We start from the raw sequence: 26,632 nt of genomic DNA, 5'->3' as shown, positions 1-26,632 counted from the left end.
CGGGAAACCTATGGGGCGGCGGGCCCCGCTTCCAGCCCCCGCCCACCACAGACCGCGCAGTCCCGGCGCGGCTTCACCCGGATGGTCCGCGTCTCGGCATAGAGCGTGTCGTGGATCAGCAGCCGCCCGGCCAGCGTCTCGCCCGCCCCGGTCAGCCGCTTCACCGCCTCGGCTGCCATCATCGCCCCGACGATGCCCGGCAGCGGCGACAGCACCCCCGCCTCGGCGCAGGAGGGGATGAGCGAGGCGTCGGGCCGCTCGGGAAAGACGCAGGCCCAGCAGGGCGTGCCGCGCGCGGGCTCGTAGAGGGAGATCTGCCCCTCCCACTGGGTGAGCGCGGCGGCGACGAGCGGCTTGGCCCCGGCGACCGCGGCGGCGTTGACGATCTCCCGCGTCGCGAAGTTGTCGGTGCCGTCGAGGACGAGGTCGTAATCCTCGAGCAGATCGTCCGCGATCTCGCTGGTCAGACGCCGCGCATAGGGGCGGATCTCCACATGCGGGTTCTGCGCGCGCAGCTTCTCGGCGGCGGCATGGACCTTGGGCATGCCGATCTGGCCTTCATCGAACAGCACCTGCCGACCGAGATTGCTCAGATCGACCTCGTCGTCATCGATCACGCCGATGGTGCCCACGCCCGAGGCCGCAAGATAGGTCAGTGCCGGACAGCCCAGCCCCCCGGCGCCCACGACAAGCACTCGCGCGCGGCGGAGCGCGCCCTGCCCCGGCCCGCCGATCTCGCGCAGGGTGATGTGGCGGGCGTAGCGGGTGAGTTCGGTTTCGGAAAAGCCCTTGCGCGGGGCCTCTGGTGCCTTGCCGGCGGCAATGCGCGCCTTGATCCGGCGCAGCCCCCGCCCATACAGCCAGACCAGCCCTGCCCAGGCCAGGATCAGCACCCAAAGCGCCGCCTCGCCGCCCAGCGCCTCGCGCAGCGGATGGCCATCGGGCAGCACCAGATGCGCGGCGATCACGCCGGTCATCAGCAGGCCGATCATGTAGAGACGGGCCCGGCGCGGTGCGCCGGTGATCGCACCGATGCCCCACAGCACCGCCGCCATGACGCCGACGAGGATCACGCGACCCCTCCGGTCGAGCCAAAGCCGCCCTGCCCCCGGGCGGTGTCGTCCAGCGCCTCGGCCACCTCGAACGCCGCCAGCACGACGGGCGCCAGCACTGCCTGAGCGATGCGCATGCCATGGGTGACGGTAAAGCTCTCCTGCCCGGCATTCATCACGATGACCCCCAGCGGGCCGCGATAGTCACTGTCGATGGTGCCCGGGCTGTTGGGCAATGTGATGCCGTTCTTGAGCGCCAGCCCGGACCGCGGCCGCAATTGCAGCTCGAAGCCCTCCGGCACCGCGACCCGCAGCCCCGTGGGCACCAGCGCCCTTGCACCAGGCGCAAGAATGATGCCGCCCTCGCGATCGGCGGGCGCGAGATTGGCCACCAGATCGGCCCCGGCGGCGCCGGCGGTCTGGTAGATGGGCAGAGGCAGGGACCGGTCCGCCGTTTCGGTCCAGCACAGCCTCACCCCGATGCGCGATCCCATCGTTACCATTTCCTCAAACGGTCCCGGAGGCGCTCTCGCCGCCGGCGCCGAGCGCCTCGGCCAGCCGCTGCGCGAGCCGCTCGGCCACGGCGCGCTTGGTCATGCGCGGCCACTCCTCGGACCCATCCCGGGTGATCAGCGTCACCGCGTTCTCGGTGCCGCCCATGATCCCGGTGCCCGGCGAGACATCGTTGGCGAGGATCCAGTCGCAGCCCTTGCGCGCCCGCTTGGCGGTGGCGTTGGCGATCACGTCATCGGTCTCGGCGGCAAAGCCCACGACGAGGTCGGGCCGTCCGACCGCCATCCCGGCGATGCGGGCGAGGATGTCGGGGTTCTCGACAAGCCGCAGATCGGGCAGCGCGCCTTCGCGCTTCTTTATCTTGCTGCCCGAGGCCCCCTCGACCCGCCAATCGGCCACGGCCGCGGCAAAGATCGCGGCATCGGCCGGCAGGGCTGCCTCGACCGCCATGCGCATCTGCTCTGCCGTCTCGACCGGCACGATCCGCGCCCCTTCGGGTGGCGGGGCCTCGGCCGGGCCGGAGACGAAGGTGACCCGCGCACCCAGCCGCAGCAATGCCGCCGCGATGGCGCTGCCCTGCGCGCCGGAGGAGCGGTTGGCGATGTAGCGCACCGGGTCGATCGGCTCATGGGTCGGCCCGGAGGTGACGATCACGTGCCGCCCGGCGAGCGGTCGCTCGGCCGGCAGCGCCGCCTCGATCGCGGCGAGGATTGCGGCAGGCTCGGCCAGCCGTCCCGGCCCGTATTCGCCGCAGGCCATCTCGCCCTCGGTCGGCCCCACCACCATGATGCCGTCGCTCTTCAATGTCTCGAGGTTGCGCCGGGTCGCCGGATGCTCCCACATCCGCACGTTCATCGCGGGCGCGATCAGCACCGGCGTATCGGTCGCCAGAAGCAGCGTCGAGGCGAGGTCCGAGGCCCGGCCCTGCGCCATCCGCGCCATCAGGTCCGCGGTGGCCGGCGCCACGACGACGAGATCGGCCACGCGTGACAGCTGGATATGCCCCATCTCGGCCTCGGCGGTGAGGTCGAACAGCGCCTCGTGTACCTTCTTGCCAGCCAGCGCAGACACCGAAAGCGGCGTCACAAATTGTGCCGCGCTCTCGGTCATCACCGGCGTCACCTCGTGGCCCGCCCTGGTGAGAAGCCGGATCAGTTCGAGCGACTTGTAGGCCGCGATACCGCCGCCGATGATCAGGAGGATATGCGACATGGCTTCGCCCCGCGGTTAATGCGGGGCGACCCTAGGCGTTGCCGCGTCCGGGGGCAATCGGCGCTCAGGCGAAGAAGCCACGCACCTCGCGCGACTGACCCTCGAGGCTGCGGCGCATCTTGCCGAAGGCGGCGGCTTCGAGCTGGCGAACCCGCTCCTTGGAGAGGCCGAGCTCGTCGCCGAGGCTTTCCAGCGTGCGCGGCTCGTCGCGCAGCTTGCGCTCGCGGACGATGAACTGCTCGCGCGCATTGAGAGAGGAGAGCGCGACCAGGAGCCATTGCCGCAGCATGTCGGTGTCGTGGCTGTTCTGGACCAGCTCGGCGGCCTGGATGCCGTCGTCCTCGAGCGCTTCGATCCACTCGCGGCCCTCATCCTCGGTCGACTGCGTGGCATTGAGCGAGAAGTCCGAACCGGAGAGCCGCCCTTCCATCATCTCCACATCGGCGAGCGGCACGCCCACCTCCTTGGCGATCATCTTGCGCAGCGTCGCACCGTCGAGTTCGCGGCCCTCGGCGGCGGCCTCGCGCTCGATCCGGGCCTGAACCCGACGCATGTTGAAGAACAGCGATTTTTGCGAGGAGGTCGAGCCGGTGCGCACCATCGACCAGTTGCGCATCACGTAATCCTGGATCGACGCCTTGATCCACCACACCGCATAGGTCGAGAAGCGCACGCCGCGATCGGGGTCGAACTTGTCAGCGGCCTTCATGAGACCCAGCGACGCCTCCTGGATCAGGTCGTTCATCGGCGCGCCGTAACGCCGGAACTTCGACGCCATGGAGATGGCGAGACGCATATAGGCGGTGATCAATCGGTGCAGCGATTTCTCGCATCTCTGGTCGCGCCAGGCATAGGCGAGGCGCAACTCGGTTTCAGCATCTAGGAGTTCTGCCCGCATCGCGTTGCGGGTCATCGACTGGTCCGCAAATCCGTCAAAAGCCATGTCATCGTCCCCGGGACATTAAAGGGTCGGTGCGCTTGCCATGGCCGGGCGGCCTGCTAGTCACCTTTCTGCACCCTTAACGCCGCGCCCTCTCGGAAAGTTTCCCGCATGGCCTTGCAGAAATTGACGTTGGTTCTAGGCGGCGCCGCCTCGGGCAAGTCCGATATCGCCGAAACCCTTGTGTGCAGGAGCGATCGGCCGCGCGTCTACATCGCCACCGCGCAGGCCTTCGACGCGGAAATGCGCGAAAAGATCGCCCGCCATCGCGCCGATCGCGGCCCGGATTGGCGCACAATCGAGACGCCGCTCGACCCGGCTTCGGCAATTTCCAGCGTCTCGGAAGGCGAAATCGCGCTGATCGACTGCGCGACTCTGTGGCTGTCGAACCTGCTTCTGGCCGAGGCTGACATCGCCGCAGAAGAAGCGCGTCTTTTCGCGGCGCTGGACGCCTGCGCCGCCCCGGTGGTCGTCGTGTCCAACGAGGTCGGTGCCGGGATCGTGCCCGACAACGCGCTGGCGCGGCGGTTCCGCGCGCTGCAGGGCGGGTTCAACCGCCGCCTCGCCGCCCGGGCGGACACCGTGATCGGCGTGATGGCCGGGCTGCCCTTTGCGCTCAAGGGAGAGATGCCGTGAGCGGGCTGTGGCTGATCCGGCACGGGCCGACCCATGCCAAGGGCATGTGCGGCTGGTCCGACCTGCCCGCCGACCTGACGGACGAAGCCGCCCTCGCCCGGCTTGCGGCGGGGCTGCCCGAGGCGCGGGTGGTTTCATCGGATCTCGACCGCGCGGTGCGCACAGCCGACGCCCTGGCCGGCGGCCGGCCCCGCCTGCCGCACGCCCCGGAGCTGCGCGAGATGCATTTTGGCGACTGGGAGCTGAGACGTCATGACGAGATCGAGGCCGAGACGCCCGAGCTGATCCGCGCCTTCTGGGACACACCCGGCGATGTGGCGCCGCCCGGCGGTGAAAGCTGGAACGCGCTGCGGATGCGCTGCGACGCCGCGATCGACCGGCTGCACGAGGGGGCCGACCTGATCGTCGTCGCCCATTTCGGCGTGATCCTCACCCAACTGCAGCGCGCGCTGAACTGCAGCGCGCGGGAGGTCTTCGCCCATCGGATCGAGCCGTTGTCGCTCACCCGGATCGAGACTGGCCCGACGGGCTGGCGCCTGCTGGAGGTCAACGCGCTTCCCTGAGCGCGTTAATCCTTTCTCAACCTCCTAGGCCAAGTCTCGAAACGAGCGGGAGGGCAAGGGCATGGTGGCGCGGGCCTACACGGTGGCGTTCGAAGGGGTCGAGGCGCGACTGGTCGAGGTGCAATGCGCAGTGACGGCCGGACTGCCGGGCTTCACCATCGTGGGCCTGCCCGACAAGGCGGTGAGCGAAGCGCGCGAAAGGGTCCGCGCAGCGCTCGCGGCGCTTTCCATCGCGCTCCCGTCCAAGAAGGTGACGGTGAACCTCTCGCCCGCCGACCTGCCCAAGGAGGGCTCGCATTTCGACCTGCCGATCGCGCTGGCCCTGCTCGCGGCGATCGAGGTGCTCCCCGAGGAGGAGGTGGCCGGCACGGTGGCCTTGGGCGAACTGTCGCTCTCGGGCGATCTGGTGCCGGTAATCGGGGCACTGCCCGCCGCGATGGCGGCCGCCGAGGAGGAGCGCCGCCTGCTCTGCCCGGCCGCCTGCGGTGCCGAGGCCGCTTGGGTCGACGCGGTTGAGGTGATCGCCGCGCCCTCGCTCGCCCGCGCGATCCGGCACTTCACCGGCCAGCAGCTCATCGAGCCGGCGCAGGCGGGATTGGCCACCGCCCCGGACAGCCCGCGCGACCTCCGCGACGTGAAGGGGCAGGAACGCGCCAAGCGGGCGCTGGAGATCGCCGCCGCCGGGCGGCATCACCTGCTGCTCGTCGGCACGCCCGGCTCGGGCAAGTCGATGCTGGCCGCCCGGCTGCCCGGCATCCTGCCGCCGCTCTCGCCCGAGGAGGCGCTGGAAACCTCGATGATCCATTCGGTCTCGGGACTGCTGACCGAGGGCGGGATCAGCCGGACGCGTCCGTTCCGGGAGCCGCACCACACCGCCTCGATCGCCGCCATTGCCGGTGGCGGGCGCGGCGCCAAGCCGGGCGAGATCAGCCTTGCCCATAACGGCGTGCTGTTCCTCGACGAGCTGCCGGAGTTTCCGCGCGCCGTGCTGGAAACGCTGCGCCAGCCGATCGAGACCGGCGAGGTCATCGTCGCCCGGGCCAACGCGCATCTGCGCTATCCCTGCCGCTTCCTACTGATCGCCGCCGCCAATCCCTGCCGTTGCGGCTATCTCTCCGATCCGGAACGGGCCTGCGCCCGCGCGCCCGGCTGCGGCGAAGAATATTTGGGCCGCATCTCGGGCCCCCTGATGGATCGCATCGACTTGCGGGTCGAGGTGCCGCCCGTCGCCTTCACCGATCTCGACCTGCCCGCTCCGCCCGAGGGCTCGACCGAGGTCGCGATCCGGGTTCATGCGGCACGCGAGATCCAGACGGCGCGCTTCGCGCAGGGTCCCGCCCGGGTCAATGCCGACGCCGAGGGGCGCCTGTTGGAGGAGATCGCCGCGCCGGATGCCGAGGGGCGCGACCTGCTGCTGCGCGTCGCCGAACGCTTCGGCCTCTCGGTGCGCGGATATCACCGGGTGCTGCGGGTGGCGCGCACCATCGCCGATCTCGACGGCTCCGAGGCCGTCCGCCGACCGCACGTGGCCGAAGCGGTGGGCTACCGGCTCGCGTTGGGACGCGAGGCCTAGCGCTTCGCCTCGATCGCTTCCCAGATCTTGGCGGCGACGTTGATGCCGTCGAAACGCTCCAGCTCCTGGATGCCGGTCGGCGAGGTCACGTTGATCTCGGTTAGCCAGTCGCCGATCACGTCGATGCCGACGAGGATCTGCCCCTTTTCGCGCAGAAGCGGGCCGATCGCGGCGCAGATCTCGCGGTCCCGATCGGTCAGCTCGACCTTTTCGGGCCGCCCGCCGACATGCATGTTGGAGCGGGTCTCGCCCTTGGCCGGCACGCGGTTGATCGCGCCCACGGGCTCGCCATCCACCAGCAGCACGCGCTTGTCGCCCTTGGTCACGGCCGGCAGGAATTTCTGCACGATCAGCGGCTCGCGCGAGATGCCGGTGAACATCTCGTGCAGCGAGGCGAGGTTGCCGTCCTCGGAGTGCAGCTTGAACACCCCCGCGCCGCCATTGCCGTAAAGCGGCTTGAGAATGATGTCGCCATGCCTGTCTCGGAAGGCGCGCAGCGTGGCGAGGTCGCGAGCGATGGCGGTAGGCGGCGTGAGGTCGGGGAAGCTCAGGACCAGCAGCTTTTCGGGGTAGTTGCGAACCCAGAAGGGGTCGTTCACCACCAGCGTGCCGGGGTGGATCATGTCGAGCAGATGGGTGGTCGTGATGTAGCCCATGTCGAACGGAGGGTCCTGCCGAAGCCAGACCACGTCGAAGGTCGAGAGATCGACCTCCTGCTCTTCGCCCAGGCTGTAGTGGTTGCCCTTTTCGCGGCGCAGTTCGAGCGGCCAGCCGCGCGCCGTTACCCGACCTTCCTGAAAGGCGAGCCGGTCGGGCGTGTAGTAGAACAGCTCGTGGCCGCGGGCCTGCGCCTCTTCGCCGATGCGGAAGGTGGTGTCGGCATCGATGTTGACGCTGCCGATCGGGTCCATCTGGAGAGCGACCTTGAGGGGCTTGGGCATGGCGGCGATCTTTCGCTGGGATTGCGGTCCCAGATCCATGCCCGATGCGCGCGCCCTCTGCAATGCACGCGGCCTGTGCCCGGACGCAGGGGATCAGTCGCCGTCGAAGGCTCCCTCGATCACCCGCACCATGCCCTGCCCGTCCACCAGCGCGAGATCGAAACGCATTTCGGTCAGCTGCCCATCGGGCACGGTCCCGCAGAATGCCTCGGCCGAGCGGCGGATACGGCCGATCTGGCTGTTGGTGATCCGGGCAATCGCGGCGTCGAAGCTTCTGGCAGCCTTGACCTCGACGAAGACGAGTCGCCGACCTTCGCGCAGGATCAGGTCGATCTCGCCGCCCCGACCGCGCCAGCGCCGCGCTACGATCACCCGCCCGCTGCGCGCATAGTGTCGCGCGACGCTTTCCTCGGCCGCGAGACCGGAAAGATATCCGCGCCGGCCACGCTCGACGCAGACAGGCGCTTCGCCATCAGTGCATTGGGCCCCCGCAGCATCCGGGCCCTGCATCGACGGCTCGATGCAGGGCTCAGCATCTGTCGCAGGCACCGGACTGGCGAGGTCGAGGGCAAGCTGCCCTTCCCTTTCCTCCTCACGCGATCGCGTCTGACCTAACCGCGCGCGCCGCGCTCTTGGCCGGGAGCCTCCCTCAAGACCCATCTCCATTTGCATCATCCGGCTCCTTCGCCAGGTTCAGCGCCGCCTGATAGACCTCCCGGCGTGGCAGGCCGAGCGCTCCGGCCACCGCCGTCGCCGCATCCTTGATCCGCATGCTGCGCATCGCCTCGCGCAGCGCGGTTTCGAGGTCGCTGCCGGTCACCTCCTCGGTTTCGGCCCGGCCGACCAGCACGACGACCTCTCCCTTGAGTGTGCGTCCCTCGATCTCGGCGCAGACCTCCGCCGCCGTCCCGCGGATGACCTCCTCGAACCGCTTGGTCAGTTCGCGGCACAGCGCCACCTGCCGGTCACTCCCGAGAATATCGCGCAAGGAAGCTAATAATTCGTGAACGCGCTTGGGGCTCTCGTAGAGCACCAGCGTGAAGGGCAGCGCCCTGAGCGCGGCGATCTCGGTCTCCCGCTGGGTCTTGGCCGGCGGCAGAAAACCGGCAAAGGCGAAGCGGTCGGTCGGCAGCCCAGACACTGCCAGCGCCGCCAGCACCGCCGAGGCGCCCGGCGCGGCGAGAACCTTGTGCCCGGCAGCGATCGCGGCGCGGCCCAGCGCATAGCCCGGATCGGCGACCAGAGGCGTGCCGGCCTCGGAAACATAGGCCACCGAGCCGCCGCGCTCGAGCACCGCGAGGATCCGCGCCCGGTCCCCCGCCCCCGAATGGTCGTGATAGGCCAGAAGCGGCCGACCGTTCAGCGGCACACCGTGAATCTCCATCAATTTGCGCAAGGTCCGCGTGTCCTCGGCGGCGAGCGCATCGGCCCCGGCCAGCAGGTCGAGCGCCCTTAGCGTGATGTCTCGCGCCGTTCCGATCGGCGTCGCCACGAAGTGCAGCCCCGGCGGAACCGGTCTCGTTTCGAAATTCGTCACTGGACCGCCGCCCGCCCCGGTTTATGATTGCGTTGGAACCCGCCCCTGCGCCCGTGCCGGAGAAAGTGATGCCCATGTTCGCCCGTTTGCCGCAGCCCCGCAAGGCCGCGGCCCGCCTCGTCGCCCTGTTCTCCATGTTCTGGCTGGCCGCATGCCAGCCGATTGTCGCCACCGGCCCCGTCTCGGACGCCCAGCGCGTCACTGCCGGCGCCCCCGTCAAGGTGGCGCTCCTGGTGCCCGCCGGCTCGTCCTCGCAAGGCGATGCACTGGTTGCCACCAACCTCGAAAACGCCGCCCGCCTCGCCATCGCCGACCTCTCGGACGTCGAGATCGAGATGAAGGTCTATCCCACCGCCGGCGATCCGGGCCGCGCCGCCCAGGCCGCGACCACCGCCGTGGCCGATGGCGCGCAGATCATCCTCGGGCCGCTCTACGCCGAAGCCGCCAACGCCGCCGGCGTGGCGGTGGCGAACCAGGGCATCAACGTCCTCGCTTTCTCGAACAACCCGACCATCGCGGGCGGCAACGTCTTCGTGCTCGGCTCGACCTTTGCCAACACCGCCAACCGGCTGGTGCGCTACGGCATGCGCAACGGCATCCAGCGCTACGCCGTGGCCTATGGCAATGACCTGCAGGGCACGATCGGCCGCGATGCCATCATCAACGCCGTGAACGGCGCCGGCGCTGCCGTGGCCGGGACCCAGGCCTACGAGCTGAGCCAGGCAGGCGTGCAGGCCGCGGCGCCGCGCGTCGCCGAAACGGTCCGCTCGACCGGCGCCACCGGCGTCTTCACCACGGCCGGCGTCAACGCCGACCTGCCGATCCTCGCCACCGCGCTCAACGATGCCGGCATCACGCCGCAGCAGGCCCGGATGCTCGGCCTGACCCGCTGGGACGCGGCGCCGCAGGCGCTGGCGCTGCCGGGGCTGCAGAACGGCCTCTTTGCGGTGCCCGACACCGCGCGCAACCGCGGCTTCGAACAGCGTTACGCCGCGACCTACGGCGCGCAGCCGCACCCGCTCGCCGGGCTTGCCTATGACGGCATCGCCGCCATAGGCGCGCTGGCCGCCACGGGCCGCGCCGACGCGCTGACCCGCAACGCGCTGACCCAGAGCCAGGGCTTCAAGGGCACCTCCGGCATCTTCCGTCTGCTGCCCGACGGCACCAACCAGCGTGGCCTCGCGGTCGCCACGATCCGCAACAACCAGGTGGTTATCCTTGACCCTGCTCCCACAAGCTTCCGCGGAGCCGGCTTCTAGCCCGGCGACGCAGTCCACGACCGAAGCTTTCGACGCGCCGGAAGATCTCATTCTTCCGGCGCGCGACATATTCGACGCCGAGAAGGTCGGGGCTCGTCTCGCCGAGGCGCTCGCCGGAGCCGAGGACGCCATGGCCGCGCGGCGCGCGGTGGTCGGCGTGCTGGCCGAGACCCGCCGCGATGGCCGTGCGGCGATCGCGCGCGCCTTCGCCACACGCCCCTTTGCCGCCCGGCCAGCGACCCGGGCCTATGCTTGGCTCACCGACCGGATCGTCACGGCCTGCTTCGACGCCGCCCGGACGCTGCACCCGCTGCACAACCCGACGGAGGGCGAGCGGCTGTCGCTGATGGGTGTGGGCGGTTACGGCCGCGGCGAGATGGCGCCGCATTCCGACGTCGACCTGCTGTTCCTGACGCCATGGAAGATCACCCCATGGGCCGAGAGCGTCATCGAGACGATGCTCTACATGCTGTGGGACCTGAAGCTGAAGGTCGGCCATGCCAGCCGCACTGTGAAGGACTGCCTGCGGCTGGCCCGCGAGGATTTCACCATCCGCACCAGCCTCGTGGAATGCCGCCGCCTCGCCGGCGACCCGGCGCTGGCCACCAGCCTTCGGGACCGGCTCTGGGCCGAGCTGTTCCGCACCACCGCGCCCGAATTCATCACCGCCAAGCTCGCCGAGCGCGACGCCCGCCATCTCAAGCAGGGCGGCCAGCGCTATGTCGTCGAGCCCAACGTCAAGGAGGGCAAGGGCGGGCTGCGGGACCTGCAGTCGCTCTACTGGATCGGCAAATATGTCTACGGCGTGCAGGACGCGGCCGAGCTCGTCGGGCGCGGCGTCTTCACCGACGAGGAATACGCCGAGTTCGTGCGGGCCGAGGATTTCCTCTGGGCGGTGCGCTGCCACCTGCACCTGATCACCGATCGAGCGATGGACCAGCTCACCTTCGACATGCAGGTCGAGGTGGCCGAGCGGATGGGCTATGCAGATGGCGGCGGCCGGCGCGCGGTCGAGCATTTCATGCAGGACTACTTTCGCCACGCGACCCGGGTGGGCGAACTCACGCGGATCTTCCTGACCGCGCAGGAGGCCACGCATCTGAAATCCGAGCCGATGCTGACCCGGTTGCTGGCGCGACGCAAACGCGCCCGCCCGCCCTACCGCATCGTGCACAACCGGCTCGACGTGGCCGACGAAGCGGCCTTCCTCGCCGATCCGGTGAACCTGCTGCGGATCTTCGACGAGTCCCTGCGCACCGGCCATCTGCTGCATCCGGACGCGATGCGGCTGGTGGCGGCGAACCTACAGCTGATCGATGCCGGCCTGCGCGAGGACCGCGAAGCCAATCGCATCTTCCTCGACCTGCTGATCCGGCGCGGCAACCCCGAGCGGGCGCTGCGGCGGATGAACGAGCTCGGCGTGCTCGCGGCCTTCCTGCCCGAATTCGCGCCGATCGTCGCGATGATGCAGTTCAACATGTATCACCACTACACGGTGGACGAGCACACGATCCAATGCATCTCCACGCTGGCGCAGATCGAGCGCGAGGAGCTGGTCGAGGAGCTGCCGGTAGCCTCCGGCATCCTCAAGGCGGGGGTGAACCGCCGGGTGCTCTACGTCGCGCTGCTGCTGCACGACATCGGCAAGGGCCGCGACGAGGATCACTCCGTGCTGGGGGCGCAGATCTCCCGCCGGGTCTGCCCGCGGCTCGGGCTGTCGAAGAAGGAATCCGAGACCGTCGAATGGCTGGTGCGCCATCACCTGCTGATGTCGGACATGGCGCAGAAACGCGACATCTCCGAGCCGCGCACGGTGCGCGACTTCGCCCGCGCGGTGAAGACCAAGGAGCGGCTCGACCTGCTCTGCGTGCTGACGGTCTGCGACATCCGAGGTGTCGGCCCCGGCACGTGGAACAACTGGAAGGCCATGTTGCTGCGCGGGCTCTACACCGCGACCGAGGAGGCGCTGGCCACCGGGCTCGAGGATCTCAACCGCGGCGCTCGCGAGGCCGAGGCCAAGAAGGCGCTGCGCGATGCGCTGTCGGACTGGCCGCAGCCGGAGCTGCGCGCCGAGACGAGCCGGCATTACGGCCCCTACTGGCAGGGCCTGCCGCTCGACAGCCACCTCACCTTCGCGCATCTGCTGCGCGGGTTGCGCACCGACGAGATCCGCACCGACCTGATGCTCGACGCCGACCGCGACGCGACCCGGGTGAGCTTTGCCACCACGGACCATCCGGGGCTGTTTTCGCGGCTCACCGGGGCCTTGGCACTGGTCGGCGCCAACATCGTCGACGCGCGCACCTATACCGCCAAGGACGGGCTCTGCACCGCCGTCTTCTGGATCCAGGACGCCGAGGGGCATCCTTACGAGGAGGCCCGCCTGCCGCGCCTGGAGCAGATGATCGGCAAGACCCTGCGCGGCGAGGTGGTGGCGCGCGACGCCATCAAGGACCGTGACAAGATCCGCAAGCGCGAGCGCGCCTTCCGCGTGCCGACCTCGATCGCCTTCGACAACGAGGGTTCGGAGATCTTCACCATCATCGAGGTCGACACCCGCGACCGACCCGGTCTGCTCTACGACCTGACCCGGACGCTGGCGGCGGCAAACGTCTATATTTCCTCCGCCGTCATCGCGACATATGGCGAGCAGGCGGTCGATACTTTCTACGTCAAGGACATGTTCGGATTGAAATACCATTCTGAGTCGAAGCAGCGCGCCCTCGAGCGTCGCCTGCGCGAGGCCATCGAAGCGGGCGCACGGAGGGCCGTGTCTTGAAGCCCATCCGCCTGGTGCAGGGCTTTCTCACCGTCGGCATCTGGACCCTGCTGAGCCGGGTCTTCGGCTTCGCCCGCGACATCATGATCGCCGGCTATCTCGGCGCGGGCCCGGTGGCCGAGGCCTTTCTCGTGGCCTTCTCCCTGCCCAACATGTTCCGCCGCTTCTTCGCCGAGGGCGCCTTCAACATGGCCTTCGTGCCGATGTTCTCGAAGAAGGTCGAAGGCGGCGAGGATGCCGAGGCCTTCGCGCAGGAAGCCTGGGTCGGCATGGCCTTCGTGCTGACCGTGTTCACGGTGATCGGCATCGTCGCGATGCCGGGCCTAGTGTTGCTGATGGCCTCGGGCTTTGCCGGGGACGAGCGTTTCGACCTCGCCGTGGAATACGGCCGGTTGGCCTTTCCCTATATCCTGTTCATCTCGCTCGCCGCGCTGGCCTCGGGCGTGCTCAACGCCACGGGCCGCTTCATGGCCGCCGCCGCGGCACCGGTGCTGCTCAACATCGTGTTCATTGTCGCGGTTCTGATCGGCGCGGCGCTCGGGCGCGATCCGTCCGAGAGTCTTGGCCTCGGCATCGACCGGGCACTGGGGCTCCGGGTCGGCGACACGCTGGCGCTGTCGGTGCCCTTCGCGGGCGCGGTGCAGCTCGGTCTCGTCTGGTGGGCGGCCAAGCGCGCGGGCTTCCACCTGCGGCTGGGCTGGCCGCGACTGTCGCCCGACATGCGCAAGCTCTTCGCCATCGCCGCCCCCGCCGCGCTGGCGGGCGGCGTGGTGCAGATCAACCTGCTGGTCGGCCGCCAAGTCGCGAGCTTCTTCGAAGGCGCGGTGGCCTGGCTCAACTATGCCGACCGGCTCTACCAGCTGCCGCTGGGCGTCGTCGGCATCGCCGTCGGCGTGGTGCTGCTGCCGGACCTGTCGCGACGGCTGCGCGCCGGCGACGAGGCGGGTGGTCGCGACGCCTTCAACCGCGCCGCCGAGATGAGCCTCGCGCTCACCATCCCCGCTGCCGTGGCGCTGGTGGTAATCTCGGTGCCGCTGGTCTCGGTGCTGTTCGAACGCGGCGCCTTCACCTCCGATGATACGACGGCGACGGCGCTCACCGTCGTGGTCTATGGCCTCGGCCTGCCCGCCTTCGTTCTGCAAAAGGCGCTGCAGCCGCTGTTTTTCGCGCGCGAGGACACCCGTTCGCCCTTCCGTTACGCGGTGGTGGCGATGTTGGTGAACGTCGTGGTGGCGGTCGGCCTCGCACCGGTCATCGGCTTCATCGCCGCCGCGCTGGGCACGACGCTGGCGGGCTGGGCGATGGTCTGGCTGTTGTGGCGCGGCTCGCGGCAGATGGGTGCAGCGGCGGAATGGGATGAACGCTTCCGCCGCCGGCTATGGCGGATCTGCGGCGCCTCGGCCTTGATGGGGGCGTTGCTCCTGGCCGCGGCGGCGCTGCTGGGGCCGTTCCTCGCCACCGCATCGGTGCGCTACCCGGCCCTGGCGCTGCTGGTGGCGATCGGCATGGCCGGGTATTTCGGCTTCGGCCAGCTCCTCGGGGCGTTCCGGCTGGCCGAGTTTCGTCGGGCGGTGCGGCGCTAGCGCGCCCGCATCCGCGCGAGAAAGCCGCGCGCGCCGCCCGGCGCGAGCAGCGGCGCCAGCGCGATCCCGGCGATGAAACCGGCGGCGTCGGCCACCCATGCGGGGTCGGCGCCGAACAGCAGCCCGAAGACGAGTTGCAGCCCAAGCAGCACCCCGATCAGCCGGAACGCCGCTAGCCGGTTCGACCCGGCCTGCCCAAGCCTGAGCCACATCAGGTAGGTGAAGGCGCCGATCAGCCCGTAGATTGCCGGATAGGCGCCGATCAGCGGGTAGCTCGCCGTCACGAAGAGCCCGAAGCCCACCGCCCCGGCCAGCGTCGTGACGATCAGCAGCAGCGCCAGCGCCACCGGGTGCAGCACCTCGCCGACGAACTTGCCCAGCGCCAGCAGGAGCGCCACGGCAAAGAGCGCATGGGTCAGGCTCATATGCACGAACGGGTAGCTCAGCAGCCGGGCGGCGAGCCCCCAGTCCCAGGCCACCAGCAGGCGATCGAACACGACCGGGGCAAAGCCATGCCCCTCGATCGCAGCGATCCGCCAGCCCACGGCCTGCGGCCCGCCGACGAGGCCGGTGGCACCGAGGCTGAGCGCGGCCTCGATCAATGCCATGACCAGCGCCAGCACGACGATCAGCGGCGGTAGCGAGCCGAACGGCCCCTCGATCGGCGCGTGGTTCGGGTCGGGGCGGTCGTAATAGCCTTGCGGTCGCATCCTTAGGTCCCTTCGGTTGACCTCGACAGGGGGCATGGCTAATCGGAATGCCACCCGGTTTCCAGCAGGACACGCGCCATGACCGACACCACGTTCGCCCCCCGCGTCTTTTCCGGCATCAAGCCCTCGGGGGGTCTGACGCTCGGCAACTATCTGGGGGCCATCAAGCGGTTCGTCGAGATGCAGGGCGGCGAATTCGAAACGCTCTACTGCGTGGTCGACCTGCACGCGATCACCGTCTGGCAGGATCCCGAGGAGCTGCGCCGCGCCACCCGCGAGGTGGCGGCGAGCTATCTCGCCTCGGGCATCGATCCGGAAAAATCGATCCTGTTCAACCAGTCCCGCGTCTCCGCCCATGCCGAGCTGGGCTGGCTGTTCAACTGCGTGGCGCGCGTGGGCTGGATGAACCGGATGACCCAGTTCAAGGAAAAGGCGGGCAAGAACGCCGAGAAGCAATCGCTCGGCCTTTACGCCTACCCGTCGCTGATGGCCGCCGACATCCTCGCCTATCACGCCACCCATGTGCCGGTGGGCGAGGACCAGAAGCAGCATGTGGAGTTGACCCGCGACATCGCGGCGAAGTTCAACCACGACTACAAGACCGATTTCTTCCCGCTCACCAACCCGGTGATCGAGGGGCCGGCGATGCGGGTGATGAACCTGCGCGACGGCACCCAGAAGATGTCGAAGTCGGGCGAGAGTGACATGGAACGCATCAACATGACCGATGATGCCGACGCCATCGCCAAGAAGTTCAAGAAGGCCCGCACCGACCCCGCCCCCCTGCCCGAGAGCGTCGAGGGGCTCGCGGACCGTCCCGAGGCGAAGAACCTCGTCAACATCTATGCCGGGCTGTCGGGCATGACGGCAGAGCAGGTGATCGCCGAGCATGGCGGCGCGGGCTGGGGCCAGTTCAAGCCGGCGCTTGCGGATCTGGCGGTCGAAAAGCTGGCGCCGATCTCTTCCGAGATGGCGCGGCTGATGGACGACCCGGCCGAGATCGACCGGATCATGGAGCGCGGCGCCGAGCGCGCCCGCGCCATCGCCGACCCGATCCTGTCGAAGACCTGCGAGATCATGGGTCTCATCCGCTGAAGATCCTCGGGCAGGGCGCCGCGCGCCCTGCCCTTCCCCTTTCAATACGCAGGGCGGGCCGGACTGATCGGCCAAGAAGCCCATGGCAGGGCTGGACCGCCGATGGCGGGATTTGCGTATTTGAGGAATGGTGAAGGACCAGTGCCGGTCCTTCGGCGGCCGCTGTTCGACGGCCCCGCCGATAGGCGCAGGGAAAGGGGCGGTGTGCCCCTCTCCCGCTTGCCGCGCTCAGATCAGCCGCACTTTGGTGCCGACCTCGGCAAGCGTGTAGAGCTTGGCGATGTGTTCGTTGTAGAGCCCGATGCAGCCGTCGGAGGAGGGCCGCCCGATCTTGCGCGTGTCATGGGTGCCGTGGATCCGGTAATACTGCCACGACAGGTAGAGCGCATGGGTGCCGAGCGGGTTGCCCGGACCGGCGGGCACCACCTTGGGAAGCGAGGGATCGCGCTCGCGCATCGAGGGCGTCGGCGTCCAGGTCGGCCCTTCGACCTTGCGGACCACCTCCGTGTAGCCGAGCTTGGTCAGCTCGGGGCTGACCGGCACCGAGGAGGGGTAGAGGCGATAGGTCTCGCCGTCGCCGCCCCAGTAATGCACCGCCCGGGCCTTGGTGTCGGCGACGATCACACCCACGCCCAGCGCGTCGAAATGGTCGCGCCAATCGATCTTCTGCAGCGCCGAGACGTTGCGCTGCACCGCACCGGGCACGGCGAATGCCGGGGCCGCGAGCGTGGCGAGGCCGGCGGCGCCGGCGACGAGGAAACCGCGTCTGCTACGGGTCATGGGAACTCCTTGCCTGTTTTGTCCAGGTATACCCCCGCCGGGTAACCGAAATTCAACTCACGAGAGCGCGAGGCCCAGACATGTTGCGCCGGTGCCGTACGAATCCTGTGGCCGTCGGAAGGAGTCGTACGGCACCTATGGTCCGGACTGCCCAGGCGCAAGGAATGCCAGCCGGAGACATGGCCCTCTCCCCCTCGGTCAAGCGCTTTTGCGCGGCGTGAGCGCAACGCCGCCGGGAAGGATCTCGGCTGGCGGCGCGGCAGCTCTGGACCCCTGCCGGCCGCCTGCCTAGCCTGCCCGCAGAGCGGAGGATCATGACCATGGCAGGCGCGCGGAAGGCGAGCGCTCTTCAACGGCGCGGTGTGCGGGGCACGGGCGGCTGATGCGGCCCTGGCGTATCCTCGATCGCCTGCTCGCGCTGGTGCCTCCGGTGCTCAGCGCCTTGGCGCTGGTCCTGCTGCTGACGCAGAACCCCTTCGCCACGCCCTATCTCCAGCGCAGCACCGAAGCGGTGGCGCTCGAGTTGCGGGCCGCGCTGGCGCGCGAAGTCACCCCCGAATGGTACATGGCCGAGATGGACCGCGCGCTTCTGGCCGAGGATCTCGACGCGATGCGCATGGTTTCGGCGGTGGGTGGCCGGCACGGCATCGCCCCCTCGCCCGCGCTGCTGGGGCGGATGCAGGCGCTCGAGGCGCAGGAGACCGGGGCGCTCGCGGCGGCGCGCGACTGCGCGGTCTGCGCCGCCGACATCACCGCCTGCCCGCGCGTGGCGCTCCTGGCGATGTGCGGCGTGACGGTCGAGATGACGCCTCTGGGCGATCTGAACGCGCTGCGCCGCGCGGCGCAGACCGCGCTGCGCGGCGAGGAGGTCGACCGCATCGAGGTAGCGCTGGCCGGGGTCGGCCTCGGCGCGACCGGGCTCGTGCTCGCGTCGGGCGGGACCAGCGTCACGGTCAAGGCGGGCGCGACCGCGCTGCGGCTGGCGCGGCGGCTGGGAACGGTGACGGGCCGCTTCGGCGAGGAGCTGCGCGGCATGGCCGATATCGGGCTGCGGCTCGACCGGGTCGACGATCTGGCGCTGGGCCGGGCCCGGCTCGATGAGGTGGCGGACGCGGCGCGGGTGGCGCGGATCGGTGATCTCGCGTCGGATCTGGGCCGGATCGCGGCCAACAGCTCGCTCACCGATGCGGTGCTGATGCTGCGCCATGTCGACGACGCCGACGATGCGCGCCGGCTTGCAAGGCTGTCGGAGGTCGCTGGCCCCGATACGCGCGCCACGCTCGAGATCCTCGGCAAGGGCCGAGCCTTCCGGGCGCTGGTGCGGCTGTCGGATATCGCCATCGGCGCGGCGGCACTGGCATGGCTGCTGGCGGGACAGGTACTCCTACTGCTCGGTGAGCGGATCGGGCGGATGATCCTCGCGCTGCTGCGCGTACCGGTGCGCCAGCGCGCCACCGCTGAGGCACCGCGCCCGCGCCGCGCCGCGCCGGCCGCCGCGATCCGGCCCGAGCCGCCGCTGACCCGGCCCGCGCCTCGGCTGCGCCCCGATCCGCCACTGCGCCGCCCCGTTGCCATGCACCCCGGCCTCGGCCACACTCCGGCCGAATAGGGAGAATTCATGCGCAAGTTCCTCGTGATCCTCGACGACAGTCGCGAATGCCTCAACGCCATGCGCTTCGCGGCGATGCGCGCCGGCAAGACCGGCGGCGGCGTCACCATCCTGTCAGTGATCTCTCCGGACGAGTTCAATCATTGGGTCGGGGTGGGCGAGATCATGCGCGCGGAGGCCCGCGAGCGGATCGAGGTGCATTTCGAGGTCTTCGCCAAGTGGATGCGTGATCGCCAGAACGTCCATCCCACACTCGTGATCCGCGAAGGCGACACCGTGCCCGAGATCCTCGCCCAGATCCGCGAGGATGCCGAGATCGGCGTGCTGGTGTTGGGCGCGGGCTCGGATCGCAAGGGGCCGGGCCCCCTGGTCACCCAACTCACCCGCGAGGCAGGCTCGCTGCCGGTGCCGATCACCATCGTGCCGGGCGACATTTCCAAGGAGCGGCTCGAGGCGATCACCTGAGTGCGATTTAGAATCGTTCCAAACATTGACTTCGCGGGTCCGGAGGCGCATATCGGGGGCCTGCAACGAAAGGTGGCCGCGATGTTCATCCAGACCGAATCCACGCCGAACCCCGCGACGCTCAAGTTCCTGCCGGGGCAGACCGTTCTCGAGATGGGCACCGCCGATTTCCCCTCCGAGGAAGCCGCGCAGTCGAGCCCGCTGGCCAAGCGCATCTTCGCGACCGGCGGCGTGGCGGGCGTGTTCCTCGGCTCGGACTTCGTCACCGTGACCAAGACCGAAACCGTCGAGTGGGACCACATCAAGCCCGCCGTGCTGGGCGCGGTGATGGAGCATTTCCAGTCCGGTGCCCCGGCGATCGATGACGGCACCTCGAACAGCGCCTCGGGCGGTCATGCCGAGCACACCGGCGAAGACGGCGCCATCGTCGAACAGATCAAGGAACTGCTCGACACTCGCGTTCGTCCGGCCGTGGCTCAGGATGGCGGCGACATCACCTTCCACGGCTTCGACCGCGGCATCGTCTACCTGCACATGCAGGGCGCCTGCGCCGGCTGCCCCTCCTCGACCCTGACGCTCAAGATGGGCATCGAGAACCTGCTGCGGCACTACATCCCCGAGGTGGTCGAGGTCCGGCCCGTCGCGGCCTGATGACCCCGCTTCTGGCGATCGACACGTCGGCCGCGCATTGCGCGGCCGCGCTGCTTCTGGGGGACCGGGTCGCGGTCCGAGTCGAGCCGATGGCCAAGGGTCAGGCCGAACGGCTGATGCCGCTGCTCGAAGAGTTGCTCGCGGCCGAGGGCTTCGGCTGGCGCGACCTCGCGGCGATCGGCGTCGGCACCGGTCCGGGCAATTTCACCGGTCTCAGGATCGGCGTTTCGGCGGCGCGCGGGCTGGCGCTGGGGCTGGGCGTCCCGGCAATCGGCGTCTCGGGCTTCGAGGCCGCAGCTCTGGGCCACCCGCGCCCGGTGACCGTCGCCCTGCCCGCCCCGCGCGATCACCTATGGCTTCAGCATCTGACCGAGACCGGCGCCGAGCCGCCCCGCCTCGCCCCGGCCGCGCAGGCGGGAGAAGTCCTGCACGCGCCCGATGCCGAGACACTGGTGCGGGCCATAGCCCAGCTCGCGTGCGAGCGTGCCGGCACGCCGCAGCCGCGCCCCGCCCCGCTCTATGTCCGCCCCGCCGACGCGGCCCCGCCGCGCGATCCCGCGCCGCTGCTCATCGAATGAGCGATCCGCAGGCGCTGGCCGACACCTACGCGGCGGCCTTTCCGGCCGAGCGCGGCTGGAGCGCGGCGGAGTTCTCAGCACTGCTCGCCGCGCCGGGCGCGATCTTCACCGGGGATGCGACCGCCTTCGTGCTGGGCCGCGCGACGCTCGACGAGGCGGAGATCCTGACGCTCGCCACACATCCCGATCACCGCCGCGAGGGCCGGGCGCGCACCGCCCTCGCCGCGTTCCACGCCGCCGCCCATGCCGCGGGGGCCACGACTGCCTTCCTCGAAGTGGCAGAGGACAACGCGGCGGCGCGCGCGCTTTACGAAGCGGCAGGCTATATGCGCGCTGGGCGGCGTCCGGGCTATTATCCCCGGCCTGGGCAGGCGCCCGCTGCCGCGCTGATCCTGCGCCGCCCATTGCGATAGGCTACCCTTGCGTCAGTCGCCCTCGTGGGCGGAACGGCCCGAAACGCCCGGTGACTTGGCGCAAATCAGGGAAAAATCAGTTGACCCCAAAGGGTCGCGCATTGCCTTATCCTGCCATGAGCCGGCGCATGACCGGCACGGCGCATGCCCTTCGGGCGGCGCCAGACCTGACAGGGAGCTATGAATGACCCATCTCGCGAAATTCCTCGGCGCGACCGCCGCGCTCGCCCTTTCCGCTGGCGCGGCGCTGGCCGATCCGGCGCTGATCTTCGATCTCGGCGGCAAGTTCGACAAGTCGTTCAACGAGAGCGCCCATAACGGTGCGACCCGTTGGGCCGAGGAGACCGGCAACTCCTATGCCGAGGTCGAGCTGCAGTCCGACGCCCAGCGCGAGCAGGCGCTGCGCCGCTTCGCCGAAGCCGGCAACAACCCGATCGTCACGGTGGGCTTCTCCTTCATGACCCCGCTCGAAGAAATCGCCGGCGACTACCCGGAGACCAACTTCGTGATCATCGACGGCGTGGTCGATCAGCCCAACGTCCGCTCGGTCGTGTTCAACGAGCACGAGGGCTCCTACCTCGTCGGCCAGATGGCGGCCATGGCTTCCGAGAGCGGCACGATCGGCTTCATCGGCGGCATGGACATCCCGCTGATCCGCAAGTTCGCCTGCGGCTATGCCCAGGGCGCCAAGGCGGTGAACCCCGACATCACCGTGCTGTCGAACATGACCGGCACCACTCCGGCGGCCTGGAACGACCCGGTCAAGGGCTCCGAGCTGACCAAGGCGCAGATCTCCCAAGGCGCCGACGTGGTCTACGCTGCCGCCGGTGGCACCGGGATCGGCGTGCTGCAGACCGCTGCCGACGAGGGCAAGCTGTCGATCGGCGTCGACAGCAACCAGAACTACCTGCAGCCCGGCTCGGTGCTGACCTCGATGGTCAAGCGCGTCGACAACGCCGTCTACGACGCCTTCCAGGCGGGTGAGAACATCGAGACCGGCTTCTACGTGATGGGCGTCGATAACGAGGGCGTCGGCATCGCCGTGGACGAGCACAACGAAGCGCTCGTTACCGAAGAGATGACCGCCGCCGTCGAGGACGCCAAGGCCAAGATCGCCTCGGGCGAGATCGAAGTGCACGACTACATGAGCGACGAAGGCTGCCCCTCGCTCGATTTCTGATCGCCTCACAGGCAGGAAAGAAGGGGCCGCGCCGCGATGCGCGGCCCCGTTTCGCTCCGAAGGACCGAACCGCATGACCGACCAGACCCCCGCGATCGAGCTCAAGGGCATCTCCAAGGCCTTCGGACCGGTGCAAGCCAACAAGGATATCTCGATCCGGGTGATGCCGGGCACGATCCACGGCATCATCGGCGAGAACGGCGCCGGCAAGTCGACGCTGATGTCGATCCTCTATGGCTTCTACAAGGCCGATGCCGGCGAGATCTTCATCAACGGCAAGCATACCGAAATCCCCGACAGCCAGGCCGCGATCCGCGCCGGCATCGGCATGGTGTTCCAGCACTTCAAGCTGGTGCAGAACTTCTCCGTGCTCGAGAACGTGGTGCTGGGCGCCGAGGACGGCGCCTTGCTGCGCCCCTCGCTCGCCAAGGCGCGGCGCGAGCTCAAGGCGCTGGCCGCCGAGTACGAACTCAACATCGATCCCGACGCGAAGATCGAGGATATCGGCGTCGGCATGCAGCAGCGGGTCGAGATCCTGAAGGCGCTCTACCGGCAGGCCGACATCCTGATCCTCGACGAGCCCACGGGCGTGCTGACCCCGGCCGAGGCCGACCACCTGTTCCGCATCCTCAAGGGGCTGCGCGACCAGGGCAAGACGATCATCCTGATCACCCACAAGCTGCGCGAGATCATGGAGATCACCGACACGGTGAGCGTGATGCGCCGCGGCGAGATGACCGCCACCGTCAAGACCGCCGAAACCTCGCCGCCCGAGCTGGCCGAGCTGATGGTCGGGCGCAAGGTGCTGCTGCAGGTCGAGAAGGCCCCCGCCACGCCCGGCAAGACGATCCTCGAGGTCGAGAACCTCCGGGTGATCGACAGCAAGGGCGTCGAGCGGCTGCGCGGCATCGGTCTGGAGATCCGCGCCGGCGAGATCCTCGGCCTCGCCGGGGTCGCCGGAAACGGCCAGTCCGAGCTCCTTGAGGTGCTGGGCGGCTACCGCAAGGCCGAGGGCCGGATCCGTCTCAACGGCGAGGAGATCGACCTCACCGGCCGCAAGTCGGACGCCCGCACCCGCCGCGCGCGCGGCATCGCCCACGTGCCGGAGGACCGGCATCACGAGGGTCTGATCCTCGATTTCGCGGCGTGGGAGAACGTGGCCTTCGGCTATCACGACAAGCCGGAATTCAACAAAGGCATCTTCATGGACAACGCGGCCATCAAGGCCGACGCCGCCGCGAAGATGGAGCGCTTCGACGTGCGCCCGCCGAACCCCAACCTCGCCGCCAAGAACTTCTCGGGCGGCAACCAGCAGAAGATCGTCGTGGCGCGCGAAATCGAGCGCAACCCGGACCTGCTGCTGATCGGCCAGCCGACGCGCGGCGTCGACATCGGCGCGATCGAATTCATCCACCAGCAGATCGTGGCGCTCAGGGACATGGGCAAGGCGGTGCTGCTGGTCTCGGTCGAACTCGACGAGATCATGTCGCTCTCCGACCGCATCGCGGTGATGTTCGACGGCCAGATCATGGGCGAGCGCGTGCCATCCGAGACCGACGAGCGTGAGCTCGGCCTGCTGATGGCCGGCATCACCGACACCGACAAGCCGCACAGCGAGGCCGAGATCGAGGCCAACCTCGCCCGCAAGCGCGCCAGCGCCGCCAAGGAGGCCTGAAATGCAACGTATGCCGCAATGGGCCGACGTGGTGCTGATCCCGCTGATCAGCCTGCTGCTCGCCGCCCTGCTCTCCGCCCTCGTCATCCTCGCCATCGGCGAGAACCCCTGGGCCGCGCTCAAGCTGATGGTCGACGGCTCGATGGGCTCGACCTATGCCTGGGGCTACACGCTCTACTACGCGACCAACTTCATCTTCACCGGCCTCGCCGTGGCGATCGCCATCCATGCGCGGCTGTTCAACATCGGCGGCGAAGGCCAGGCGATGCTGGGGGGCCTGGGCGTGGCATTGGTCGCGCTCTACATTCCCTGGCCGCACTGGACGCTGGCGATCCTCGGCGGCGCCGTGGGCGCCGCGCTGTTCGGCGCGGCCTGGGCCTTCATCCCGGCCTGGCTGCAGGCCAAGCGCGGCAGCCACATCGTGATCACCACGATCATGTTCAACTTCATCGCCGCGGCGCTGCTGAACTACCTGCTGATCGGCGCGCTCAAGCCCTCGGGCTCGATGGAGCCCGCGACCGGCCGCTTCCCCGAGGCCACGCATCTGCCGACCTTCCAGGACATGTTCTCGACCGCCGAGACGGCGCTGTTCCGCGGCGCGCCGGTCAACGTATCCTTCTTCGTGGCGCTTCTCGCCTGCGTCGCGGTCTGGGCGCTGATCTGGCGCACCCGGCTGGGCTACGAGATCCGCGCCTTCGGCCAGTCGGAATCGGCGGCGAAATACGCCGGCATCTCGCCTACCCGGATCATCGTCGTGACCATGCTGATGTCGGGCGGTCTCGCGGGGATGATGGCGATCAACAACGTGATGGGCGAGGCCGAGCGACTGGTCCTGAACGCGGTCGAGGGGGCGGGCTTCATCGGCATCGCCGTGGCGCTGATGGGGCGTAGCCACCCTTTCGGCGTGCTGCTCGCGGCGCTCCTGTTCGGCTTCCTCTATCAGGGCGGCGCGGAACTGGCGCTGTGGACCTCGATCCCGCGCGAGCTGATCGTGGTGATCCAGGCCCTCGTGATCCTCTTCACCGGCGCGCTCGACAACATGGTCCGCATGCCGCTGGAGGCGATGTTCCTGAGGCTGCGGCCTGCGCCGAAGCCCGCCCGCAAGACCGAACCGGCGGAGTGAGCCCATGGATTTCCTGACCCTTCTGCAGGTGCTCGACACCACCATCCGGTTGGCTACGCCGCTGCTTCTGGCCTGTCTCGCGGGCCTGTTCTCCGAGCGCGCGGGCATCTTCGACATCGGCCTCGAGGGCAAGATGCTGGCCTCGGCCTTCCTCTCGGCCGCCGTTGCCGCCGCCACCGGCTCGGTGCTGATAGGCGCCGCGGCGGGGATCGGCGCGGCGCTGTTGCTCTCGGGCATCCACGGCCTCGCCTCGATCACCTTCCGCGGCAACCAGCTGATCTCGGGCGTGGCGATCAACTTCCTCGCCGCCGGCCTGACGGTGGTGATCGCCCAGAGCTGGTTCGGCCAGGGCGGCCGCACGCCGCAGCTGTCGGGCAATGCCCGTTTCGAGACGATCACCCTGCCGCTCGCGGCCGAATTGCGCGACATCCCCATCCTCGGGCCGATCTATGCCGAGCTGATCTCGGGCCACACGCTTCTGGTCTACGTGGCGCTGCTGGCGGTGCCGCTGACCTGGTGGGTGCTGTTCCGAACCCGCTTCGGCCTGCGGCTGCGCGCGGTGGGCGAGAATCCCGCTGCGGTCGACACCGCCGGCGTCTCGGTCGTGGGTCTGCGCTTCGCCGCCGTGGCGATCTGCGGCCTGCTCACCGGCCTCGCGGGCGCCTATCTCTCGACCGGCCTGCAGGCGGGCTTCGTCAAGGACATGACTGCGGGGCGCGGCTACATCGCGCTGGCGGCGCTGATCTTCGCCAAATGGCGGCCGTGGTACGCGCTCGGCGCCTGCCTGCTGTTCGGCTTCCTGCAGGCGCTCGCGTTGCGCCCCGACGTGATCGAGAGCACGATCGGCTTCGAGGTCGGCGTGCAGCTGCTGGACGCCCTTCCCTACATTCTCACGGTGGTGATCCTCGCGGGCTTCGTCGGCCGCGCGATCCCGCCCCGCGCCGGAGGCGAACCCTATGTCAAAGAGCGTTGAACTTGCGGGCCTGATCAAGGCCCGAGCCGGGGCCGAGCCCGTCAAATACGGCCTGATCCTCGGCTCCGGCCTTGGCCATATCGCGGGCGCCGTCGAGGGCGTGACGATCCCCTATGATCAGCTCGCCGGGTTTCCCCATGCGGGCGTCTCGGGCCACAATCCGGTGCTCGCGGTGGGCAACCTCGAAGGTCAGCGGGTCGCCGTCTTCGGCGGCCGCGCCCACTATTACGAGCGCGGCAACCCGAACGAGATGCGGCTGCCGCTCGAGGTGCTCAAGGAACTCGGCGCCGAGGCGGTGATCCTGACCAACGCCGCCGGCTCGCTGCGCGCCGAGATGCCCACCGGCTCGATCATGGCGCTGTCGGACCATATCAACTTCTCCGGCCTGAACCCGCTGATCGGCGAGACGACCGACCGGCGCTTCGTGCCGATGGGCGACGCGCATGACCCTGCCCTGCGCGACCGCCTGCGCGCGGCCGCCGAGGCCGAGGGCGTCGAGATGCATGAGGGCGTCTACGCCTGGTATTCCGGCCCCTCCTTCGAGACCCCGGCCGAGATCCGCGCGATCCGCACGCTGGGGGCCGACGCGGTCGGCATGTCGACCGTGCCGGAGGTGATCCTCGCCCGCTTTCTCGGGATGCGGGCGCTGGCGATCTCGGCGATCACCAACATGGCGGCCGGCATGTCCGACGAGAAGATCGGCCACGAGCACACCAAGGCGATGGCCCCCCTCGGCGCGGCCAAGCTCGAGCAGGTGTTGCGGCGAATGCTGCGCGACGCGGAATAAACACC

26 protein-coding genes are annotated in these 26,632 nt (G+C 69.2%); 17 read left to right on the top strand and 9 right to left on the bottom strand.

Annotated elements, in window-relative coordinates; translation table 11 throughout:
- Positions 1–8 precede the first annotated feature (8 nt).
- The 4 genes from FHS00_RS11825 to FHS00_RS11810 form a co-directional block, all read right to left on the bottom strand.
- A complete protein-coding gene (locus FHS00_RS11825) occupies positions 9–1,073 on the bottom strand; it encodes a molybdopterin-synthase adenylyltransferase MoeB (RefSeq protein WP_183473663.1) in 1,065 nt (354 codons plus the stop codon).
- Positions 1,070–1,555, bottom strand: coding sequence for a dUTP diphosphatase (gene dut / locus FHS00_RS11820; RefSeq protein WP_183473660.1), 486 nt, complete (start codon positions 1,553–1,555; stop codon positions 1,070–1,072). The genes FHS00_RS11825 and dut overlap by 4 nt, the downstream gene beginning before the upstream one ends.
- 4 nt (positions 1,556–1,559) lie before the next feature.
- Entirely contained in the window at positions 1,560–2,777 is a 1,218-nt protein-coding gene (gene coaBC / locus FHS00_RS11815) for a bifunctional phosphopantothenoylcysteine decarboxylase/phosphopantothenate--cysteine ligase CoaBC (protein ID WP_183473657.1), read from the bottom strand.
- 64 nt (positions 2,778–2,841) lie between these two features.
- Positions 2,842–3,720, bottom strand: a complete 879-nt coding sequence (locus FHS00_RS11810) for an RNA polymerase factor sigma-32 (RefSeq protein WP_183473654.1) — start codon at positions 3,718–3,720, stop codon at positions 2,842–2,844.
- Between the two features lie 108 nt (positions 3,721–3,828).
- On the opposite strand from FHS00_RS11810, the gene cobU reads away from it, so the two are divergent.
- The 3 genes from cobU to FHS00_RS11795 all read left to right on the top strand — a co-directional run bounded on the left by cobU (position 3,829) and on the right by FHS00_RS11795 (position 6,489).
- Positions 3,829–4,353: a bifunctional adenosylcobinamide kinase/adenosylcobinamide-phosphate guanylyltransferase gene (cobU, locus tag FHS00_RS11805; protein WP_183473651.1), complete on the top strand. Its 525-nt coding sequence runs from the start codon at positions 3,829–3,831 to the stop codon at positions 4,351–4,353.
- Positions 4,350–4,916 carry a histidine phosphatase family protein gene (locus FHS00_RS11800; RefSeq protein ID WP_183473648.1) on the top strand — a complete coding sequence of 189 codons (567 nt, stop codon included), beginning with the start codon at positions 4,350–4,352 and terminating at the stop codon, positions 4,914–4,916. Before cobU ends, FHS00_RS11800 begins: the two co-directional genes overlap by 4 nt.
- Before the next feature lie 61 nt (positions 4,917–4,977).
- Positions 4,978–6,489 (top strand): YifB family Mg chelatase-like AAA ATPase, encoded by a 1,512-nt coding sequence (locus tag FHS00_RS11795; protein ID WP_183473645.1) that lies wholly within the window; start codon positions 4,978–4,980, stop codon positions 6,487–6,489.
- Here the strand turns inward: FHS00_RS11795 and gshB are convergent.
- The 3 genes from gshB to rsmI all read right to left on the bottom strand — a co-directional run bounded on the left by gshB (position 6,486) and on the right by rsmI (position 8,967).
- Positions 6,486–7,430, bottom strand: coding sequence for a glutathione synthase (gene gshB, locus FHS00_RS11790; RefSeq protein WP_183473642.1), 945 nt, complete (start codon positions 7,428–7,430; stop codon positions 6,486–6,488). The two genes, FHS00_RS11795 and gshB, sit on opposite strands and share 4 nt — an antisense overlap.
- Positions 7,431–7,523: 93 nt before the next feature.
- Positions 7,524–7,940 (bottom strand): YraN family protein, encoded by a 417-nt coding sequence (locus FHS00_RS11785; protein WP_183473639.1) that lies wholly within the window; start codon positions 7,938–7,940, stop codon positions 7,524–7,526.
- 139 nt (positions 7,941–8,079) lie between these two features.
- Positions 8,080–8,967: a 16S rRNA (cytidine(1402)-2'-O)-methyltransferase gene (rsmI, locus tag FHS00_RS11780; RefSeq protein WP_183473636.1), complete on the bottom strand. Its 888-nt coding sequence runs from the start codon at positions 8,965–8,967 to the stop codon at positions 8,080–8,082.
- A gap of 74 nt (positions 8,968–9,041) precedes the next feature.
- On the opposite strand from rsmI, the gene FHS00_RS11775 reads away from it, so the two are divergent.
- Genes FHS00_RS11775 through murJ form a run of 3 tightly spaced genes read left to right on the top strand, consistent with a single transcriptional unit; the run spans position 9,042 to position 14,588 of the window.
- The gene (locus tag FHS00_RS11775) at positions 9,042–10,226 is read left to right on the top strand and encodes an ABC transporter substrate-binding protein (RefSeq protein ID WP_183473771.1); all 1,185 of its coding nucleotides are present in this window, start codon (positions 9,042–9,044) and stop codon (positions 10,224–10,226) included.
- Positions 10,186–13,005, top strand: coding sequence for a [protein-PII] uridylyltransferase (locus tag FHS00_RS11770; RefSeq protein ID WP_221188805.1), 2,820 nt, complete (start codon positions 10,186–10,188; stop codon positions 13,003–13,005). The genes FHS00_RS11775 and FHS00_RS11770 overlap by 41 nt, the downstream gene beginning before the upstream one ends.
- The gene (murJ, locus tag FHS00_RS11765) at positions 13,002–14,588 is read left to right on the top strand and encodes a murein biosynthesis integral membrane protein MurJ (protein WP_183473633.1); all 1,587 of its coding nucleotides are present in this window, start codon (positions 13,002–13,004) and stop codon (positions 14,586–14,588) included. The genes FHS00_RS11770 and murJ overlap by 4 nt, the downstream gene beginning before the upstream one ends.
- On the opposite strand, the gene FHS00_RS11760 is transcribed toward murJ, so the two are convergent.
- Positions 14,585–15,298 carry a rhomboid family intramembrane serine protease gene (locus FHS00_RS11760; protein WP_183473630.1) on the bottom strand — a complete coding sequence of 238 codons (714 nt, stop codon included), beginning with the start codon at positions 15,296–15,298 and terminating at the stop codon, positions 14,585–14,587. The two genes, murJ and FHS00_RS11760, sit on opposite strands and share 4 nt — an antisense overlap.
- Before the next feature lie 78 nt (positions 15,299–15,376).
- On the opposite strand from FHS00_RS11760, the gene trpS reads away from it, so the two are divergent.
- Complete coding sequence (trpS, locus tag FHS00_RS11755) at positions 15,377–16,393, top strand: tryptophan--tRNA ligase (protein ID WP_183473615.1); 1,017 nt, start codon at positions 15,377–15,379, stop codon at positions 16,391–16,393.
- Positions 16,394–16,621: 228 nt separating this feature from the next.
- Here the strand turns inward: trpS and FHS00_RS11750 are convergent, their stop codons facing one another.
- Positions 16,622–17,173, bottom strand: a complete 552-nt coding sequence (locus FHS00_RS11750; RefSeq protein ID WP_183473612.1) for a L,D-transpeptidase — start codon at positions 17,171–17,173, stop codon at positions 16,622–16,624.
- Positions 17,174–17,555: 382 nt separating this feature from the next.
- Between FHS00_RS11750 and FHS00_RS11745 the strand changes: the two genes are divergently transcribed.
- From FHS00_RS11745 to FHS00_RS11700, 10 genes are all read left to right on the top strand, one after another.
- The gene (locus FHS00_RS11745; protein WP_183473608.1) at positions 17,556–18,782 is read left to right on the top strand and encodes a hypothetical protein; all 1,227 of its coding nucleotides are present in this window, start codon (positions 17,556–17,558) and stop codon (positions 18,780–18,782) included.
- 9 nt (positions 18,783–18,791) lie between these two features.
- A complete protein-coding gene (locus FHS00_RS11740) occupies positions 18,792–19,247 on the top strand; it encodes a universal stress protein (protein WP_183473605.1) in 456 nt (151 codons plus the stop codon).
- Positions 19,248–19,328: 81 nt separating this feature from the next.
- On the top strand, positions 19,329–19,898 hold the full coding sequence (locus FHS00_RS11735) for a NifU family protein (RefSeq protein ID WP_183473602.1): 570 nt from the start codon (positions 19,329–19,331) through the stop codon (positions 19,896–19,898).
- Positions 19,898–20,476 carry a tRNA (adenosine(37)-N6)-threonylcarbamoyltransferase complex dimerization subunit type 1 TsaB gene (tsaB, locus tag FHS00_RS11730; protein WP_183473599.1) on the top strand — a complete coding sequence of 193 codons (579 nt, stop codon included), beginning with the start codon at positions 19,898–19,900 and terminating at the stop codon, positions 20,474–20,476. The genes FHS00_RS11735 and tsaB overlap by 1 nt, the downstream gene beginning before the upstream one ends.
- Entirely contained in the window at positions 20,473–20,889 is a 417-nt protein-coding gene (locus tag FHS00_RS11725) for a GNAT family N-acetyltransferase (protein ID WP_183473596.1), read from the top strand. Before tsaB ends, FHS00_RS11725 begins: the two co-directional genes overlap by 4 nt.
- 184 nt (positions 20,890–21,073) lie before the next feature.
- Positions 21,074–22,069 carry a BMP family lipoprotein gene (locus tag FHS00_RS11720; RefSeq protein WP_183473593.1) on the top strand — a complete coding sequence of 332 codons (996 nt, stop codon included), beginning with the start codon at positions 21,074–21,076 and terminating at the stop codon, positions 22,067–22,069.
- 73 nt (positions 22,070–22,142) lie between these two features.
- Positions 22,143–23,744: an ABC transporter ATP-binding protein gene (locus FHS00_RS11715; protein WP_183473590.1), complete on the top strand. Its 1,602-nt coding sequence runs from the start codon at positions 22,143–22,145 to the stop codon at positions 23,742–23,744.
- Between the two features lies 1 nt (position 23,745).
- Positions 23,746–24,867, top strand: a complete 1,122-nt coding sequence (locus tag FHS00_RS11710) for an ABC transporter permease (protein WP_183473587.1) — start codon at positions 23,746–23,748, stop codon at positions 24,865–24,867.
- 4 nt (positions 24,868–24,871) lie between these two features.
- Entirely contained in the window at positions 24,872–25,840 is a 969-nt protein-coding gene (locus tag FHS00_RS11705; RefSeq protein ID WP_183473584.1) for an ABC transporter permease, read from the top strand.
- Positions 25,824–26,627, top strand: coding sequence for a purine-nucleoside phosphorylase (locus FHS00_RS11700; protein ID WP_183473582.1), 804 nt, complete (start codon positions 25,824–25,826; stop codon positions 26,625–26,627). The genes FHS00_RS11705 and FHS00_RS11700 overlap by 17 nt, the downstream gene beginning before the upstream one ends.
- The last annotated feature ends 5 nt before the right edge of the window (positions 26,628–26,632 follow it).

The sequence above is a fragment of the Limimaricola variabilis genome (assembly GCF_014195545.1).
In the GTDB taxonomy this organism is placed as follows: Bacteria; Pseudomonadota; Alphaproteobacteria; order Rhodobacterales; family Rhodobacteraceae; genus Limimaricola; species Limimaricola variabilis.
The sequence above is the reverse complement of the archived record's forward strand: the minus strand, read 5'-3'. Positions and strand labels throughout refer to the sequence as shown.

Coding starts and splice junctions, on each gene's coding strand:
- FHS00_RS11705 (WP_183473584.1), top strand. CDS start 24,872: ATGGATTTCCTGACCCTTCTGCAGGTGCTCGACACCACCATCCGGTTG.
- FHS00_RS11720 (WP_183473593.1), top strand. CDS start 21,074: ATGACCCATCTCGCGAAATTCCTCGGCGCGACCGCCGCGCTCGCCCTT.
- FHS00_RS11795 (WP_183473645.1), top strand. CDS start 4,978: ATGGTGGCGCGGGCCTACACGGTGGCGTTCGAAGGGGTCGAGGCGCGA.
- dut (WP_183473660.1), bottom strand. CDS start 1,555: ATGGTAACGATGGGATCGCGCATCGGGGTGAGGCTGTGCTGGACCGAA.
- FHS00_RS11745 (WP_183473608.1), top strand. CDS start 17,556: ATGCGGCCCTGGCGTATCCTCGATCGCCTGCTCGCGCTGGTGCCTCCG.
- cobU (WP_183473651.1), top strand. CDS start 3,829: ATGGCCTTGCAGAAATTGACGTTGGTTCTAGGCGGCGCCGCCTCGGGC.
- FHS00_RS11710 (WP_183473587.1), top strand. CDS start 23,746: ATGCAACGTATGCCGCAATGGGCCGACGTGGTGCTGATCCCGCTGATC.
- FHS00_RS11740 (WP_183473605.1), top strand. CDS start 18,792: ATGCGCAAGTTCCTCGTGATCCTCGACGACAGTCGCGAATGCCTCAAC.
- FHS00_RS11750 (WP_183473612.1), bottom strand. CDS start 17,173: ATGACCCGTAGCAGACGCGGTTTCCTCGTCGCCGGCGCCGCCGGCCTC.
- FHS00_RS11725 (WP_183473596.1), top strand. CDS start 20,473: ATGAGCGATCCGCAGGCGCTGGCCGACACCTACGCGGCGGCCTTTCCG.
- coaBC (WP_183473657.1), bottom strand. CDS start 2,777: ATGTCGCATATCCTCCTGATCATCGGCGGCGGTATCGCGGCCTACAAG.
- FHS00_RS11810 (WP_183473654.1), bottom strand. CDS start 3,720: ATGGCTTTTGACGGATTTGCGGACCAGTCGATGACCCGCAACGCGATG.
- FHS00_RS11785 (WP_183473639.1), bottom strand. CDS start 7,940: ATGCAGGGCCCGGATGCTGCGGGGGCCCAATGCACTGATGGCGAAGCG.
- tsaB (WP_183473599.1), top strand. CDS start 19,898: ATGACCCCGCTTCTGGCGATCGACACGTCGGCCGCGCATTGCGCGGCC.
- gshB (WP_183473642.1), bottom strand. CDS start 7,430: ATGCCCAAGCCCCTCAAGGTCGCTCTCCAGATGGACCCGATCGGCAGC.
- trpS (WP_183473615.1), top strand. CDS start 15,377: ATGACCGACACCACGTTCGCCCCCCGCGTCTTTTCCGGCATCAAGCCC.
- FHS00_RS11775 (WP_183473771.1), top strand. CDS start 9,042: ATGTTCGCCCGTTTGCCGCAGCCCCGCAAGGCCGCGGCCCGCCTCGTC.
- FHS00_RS11715 (WP_183473590.1), top strand. CDS start 22,143: ATGACCGACCAGACCCCCGCGATCGAGCTCAAGGGCATCTCCAAGGCC.
- FHS00_RS11700 (WP_183473582.1), top strand. CDS start 25,824: ATGTCAAAGAGCGTTGAACTTGCGGGCCTGATCAAGGCCCGAGCCGGG.
- FHS00_RS11735 (WP_183473602.1), top strand. CDS start 19,329: ATGTTCATCCAGACCGAATCCACGCCGAACCCCGCGACGCTCAAGTTC.
- FHS00_RS11760 (WP_183473630.1), bottom strand. CDS start 15,298: ATGCGACCGCAAGGCTATTACGACCGCCCCGACCCGAACCACGCGCCG.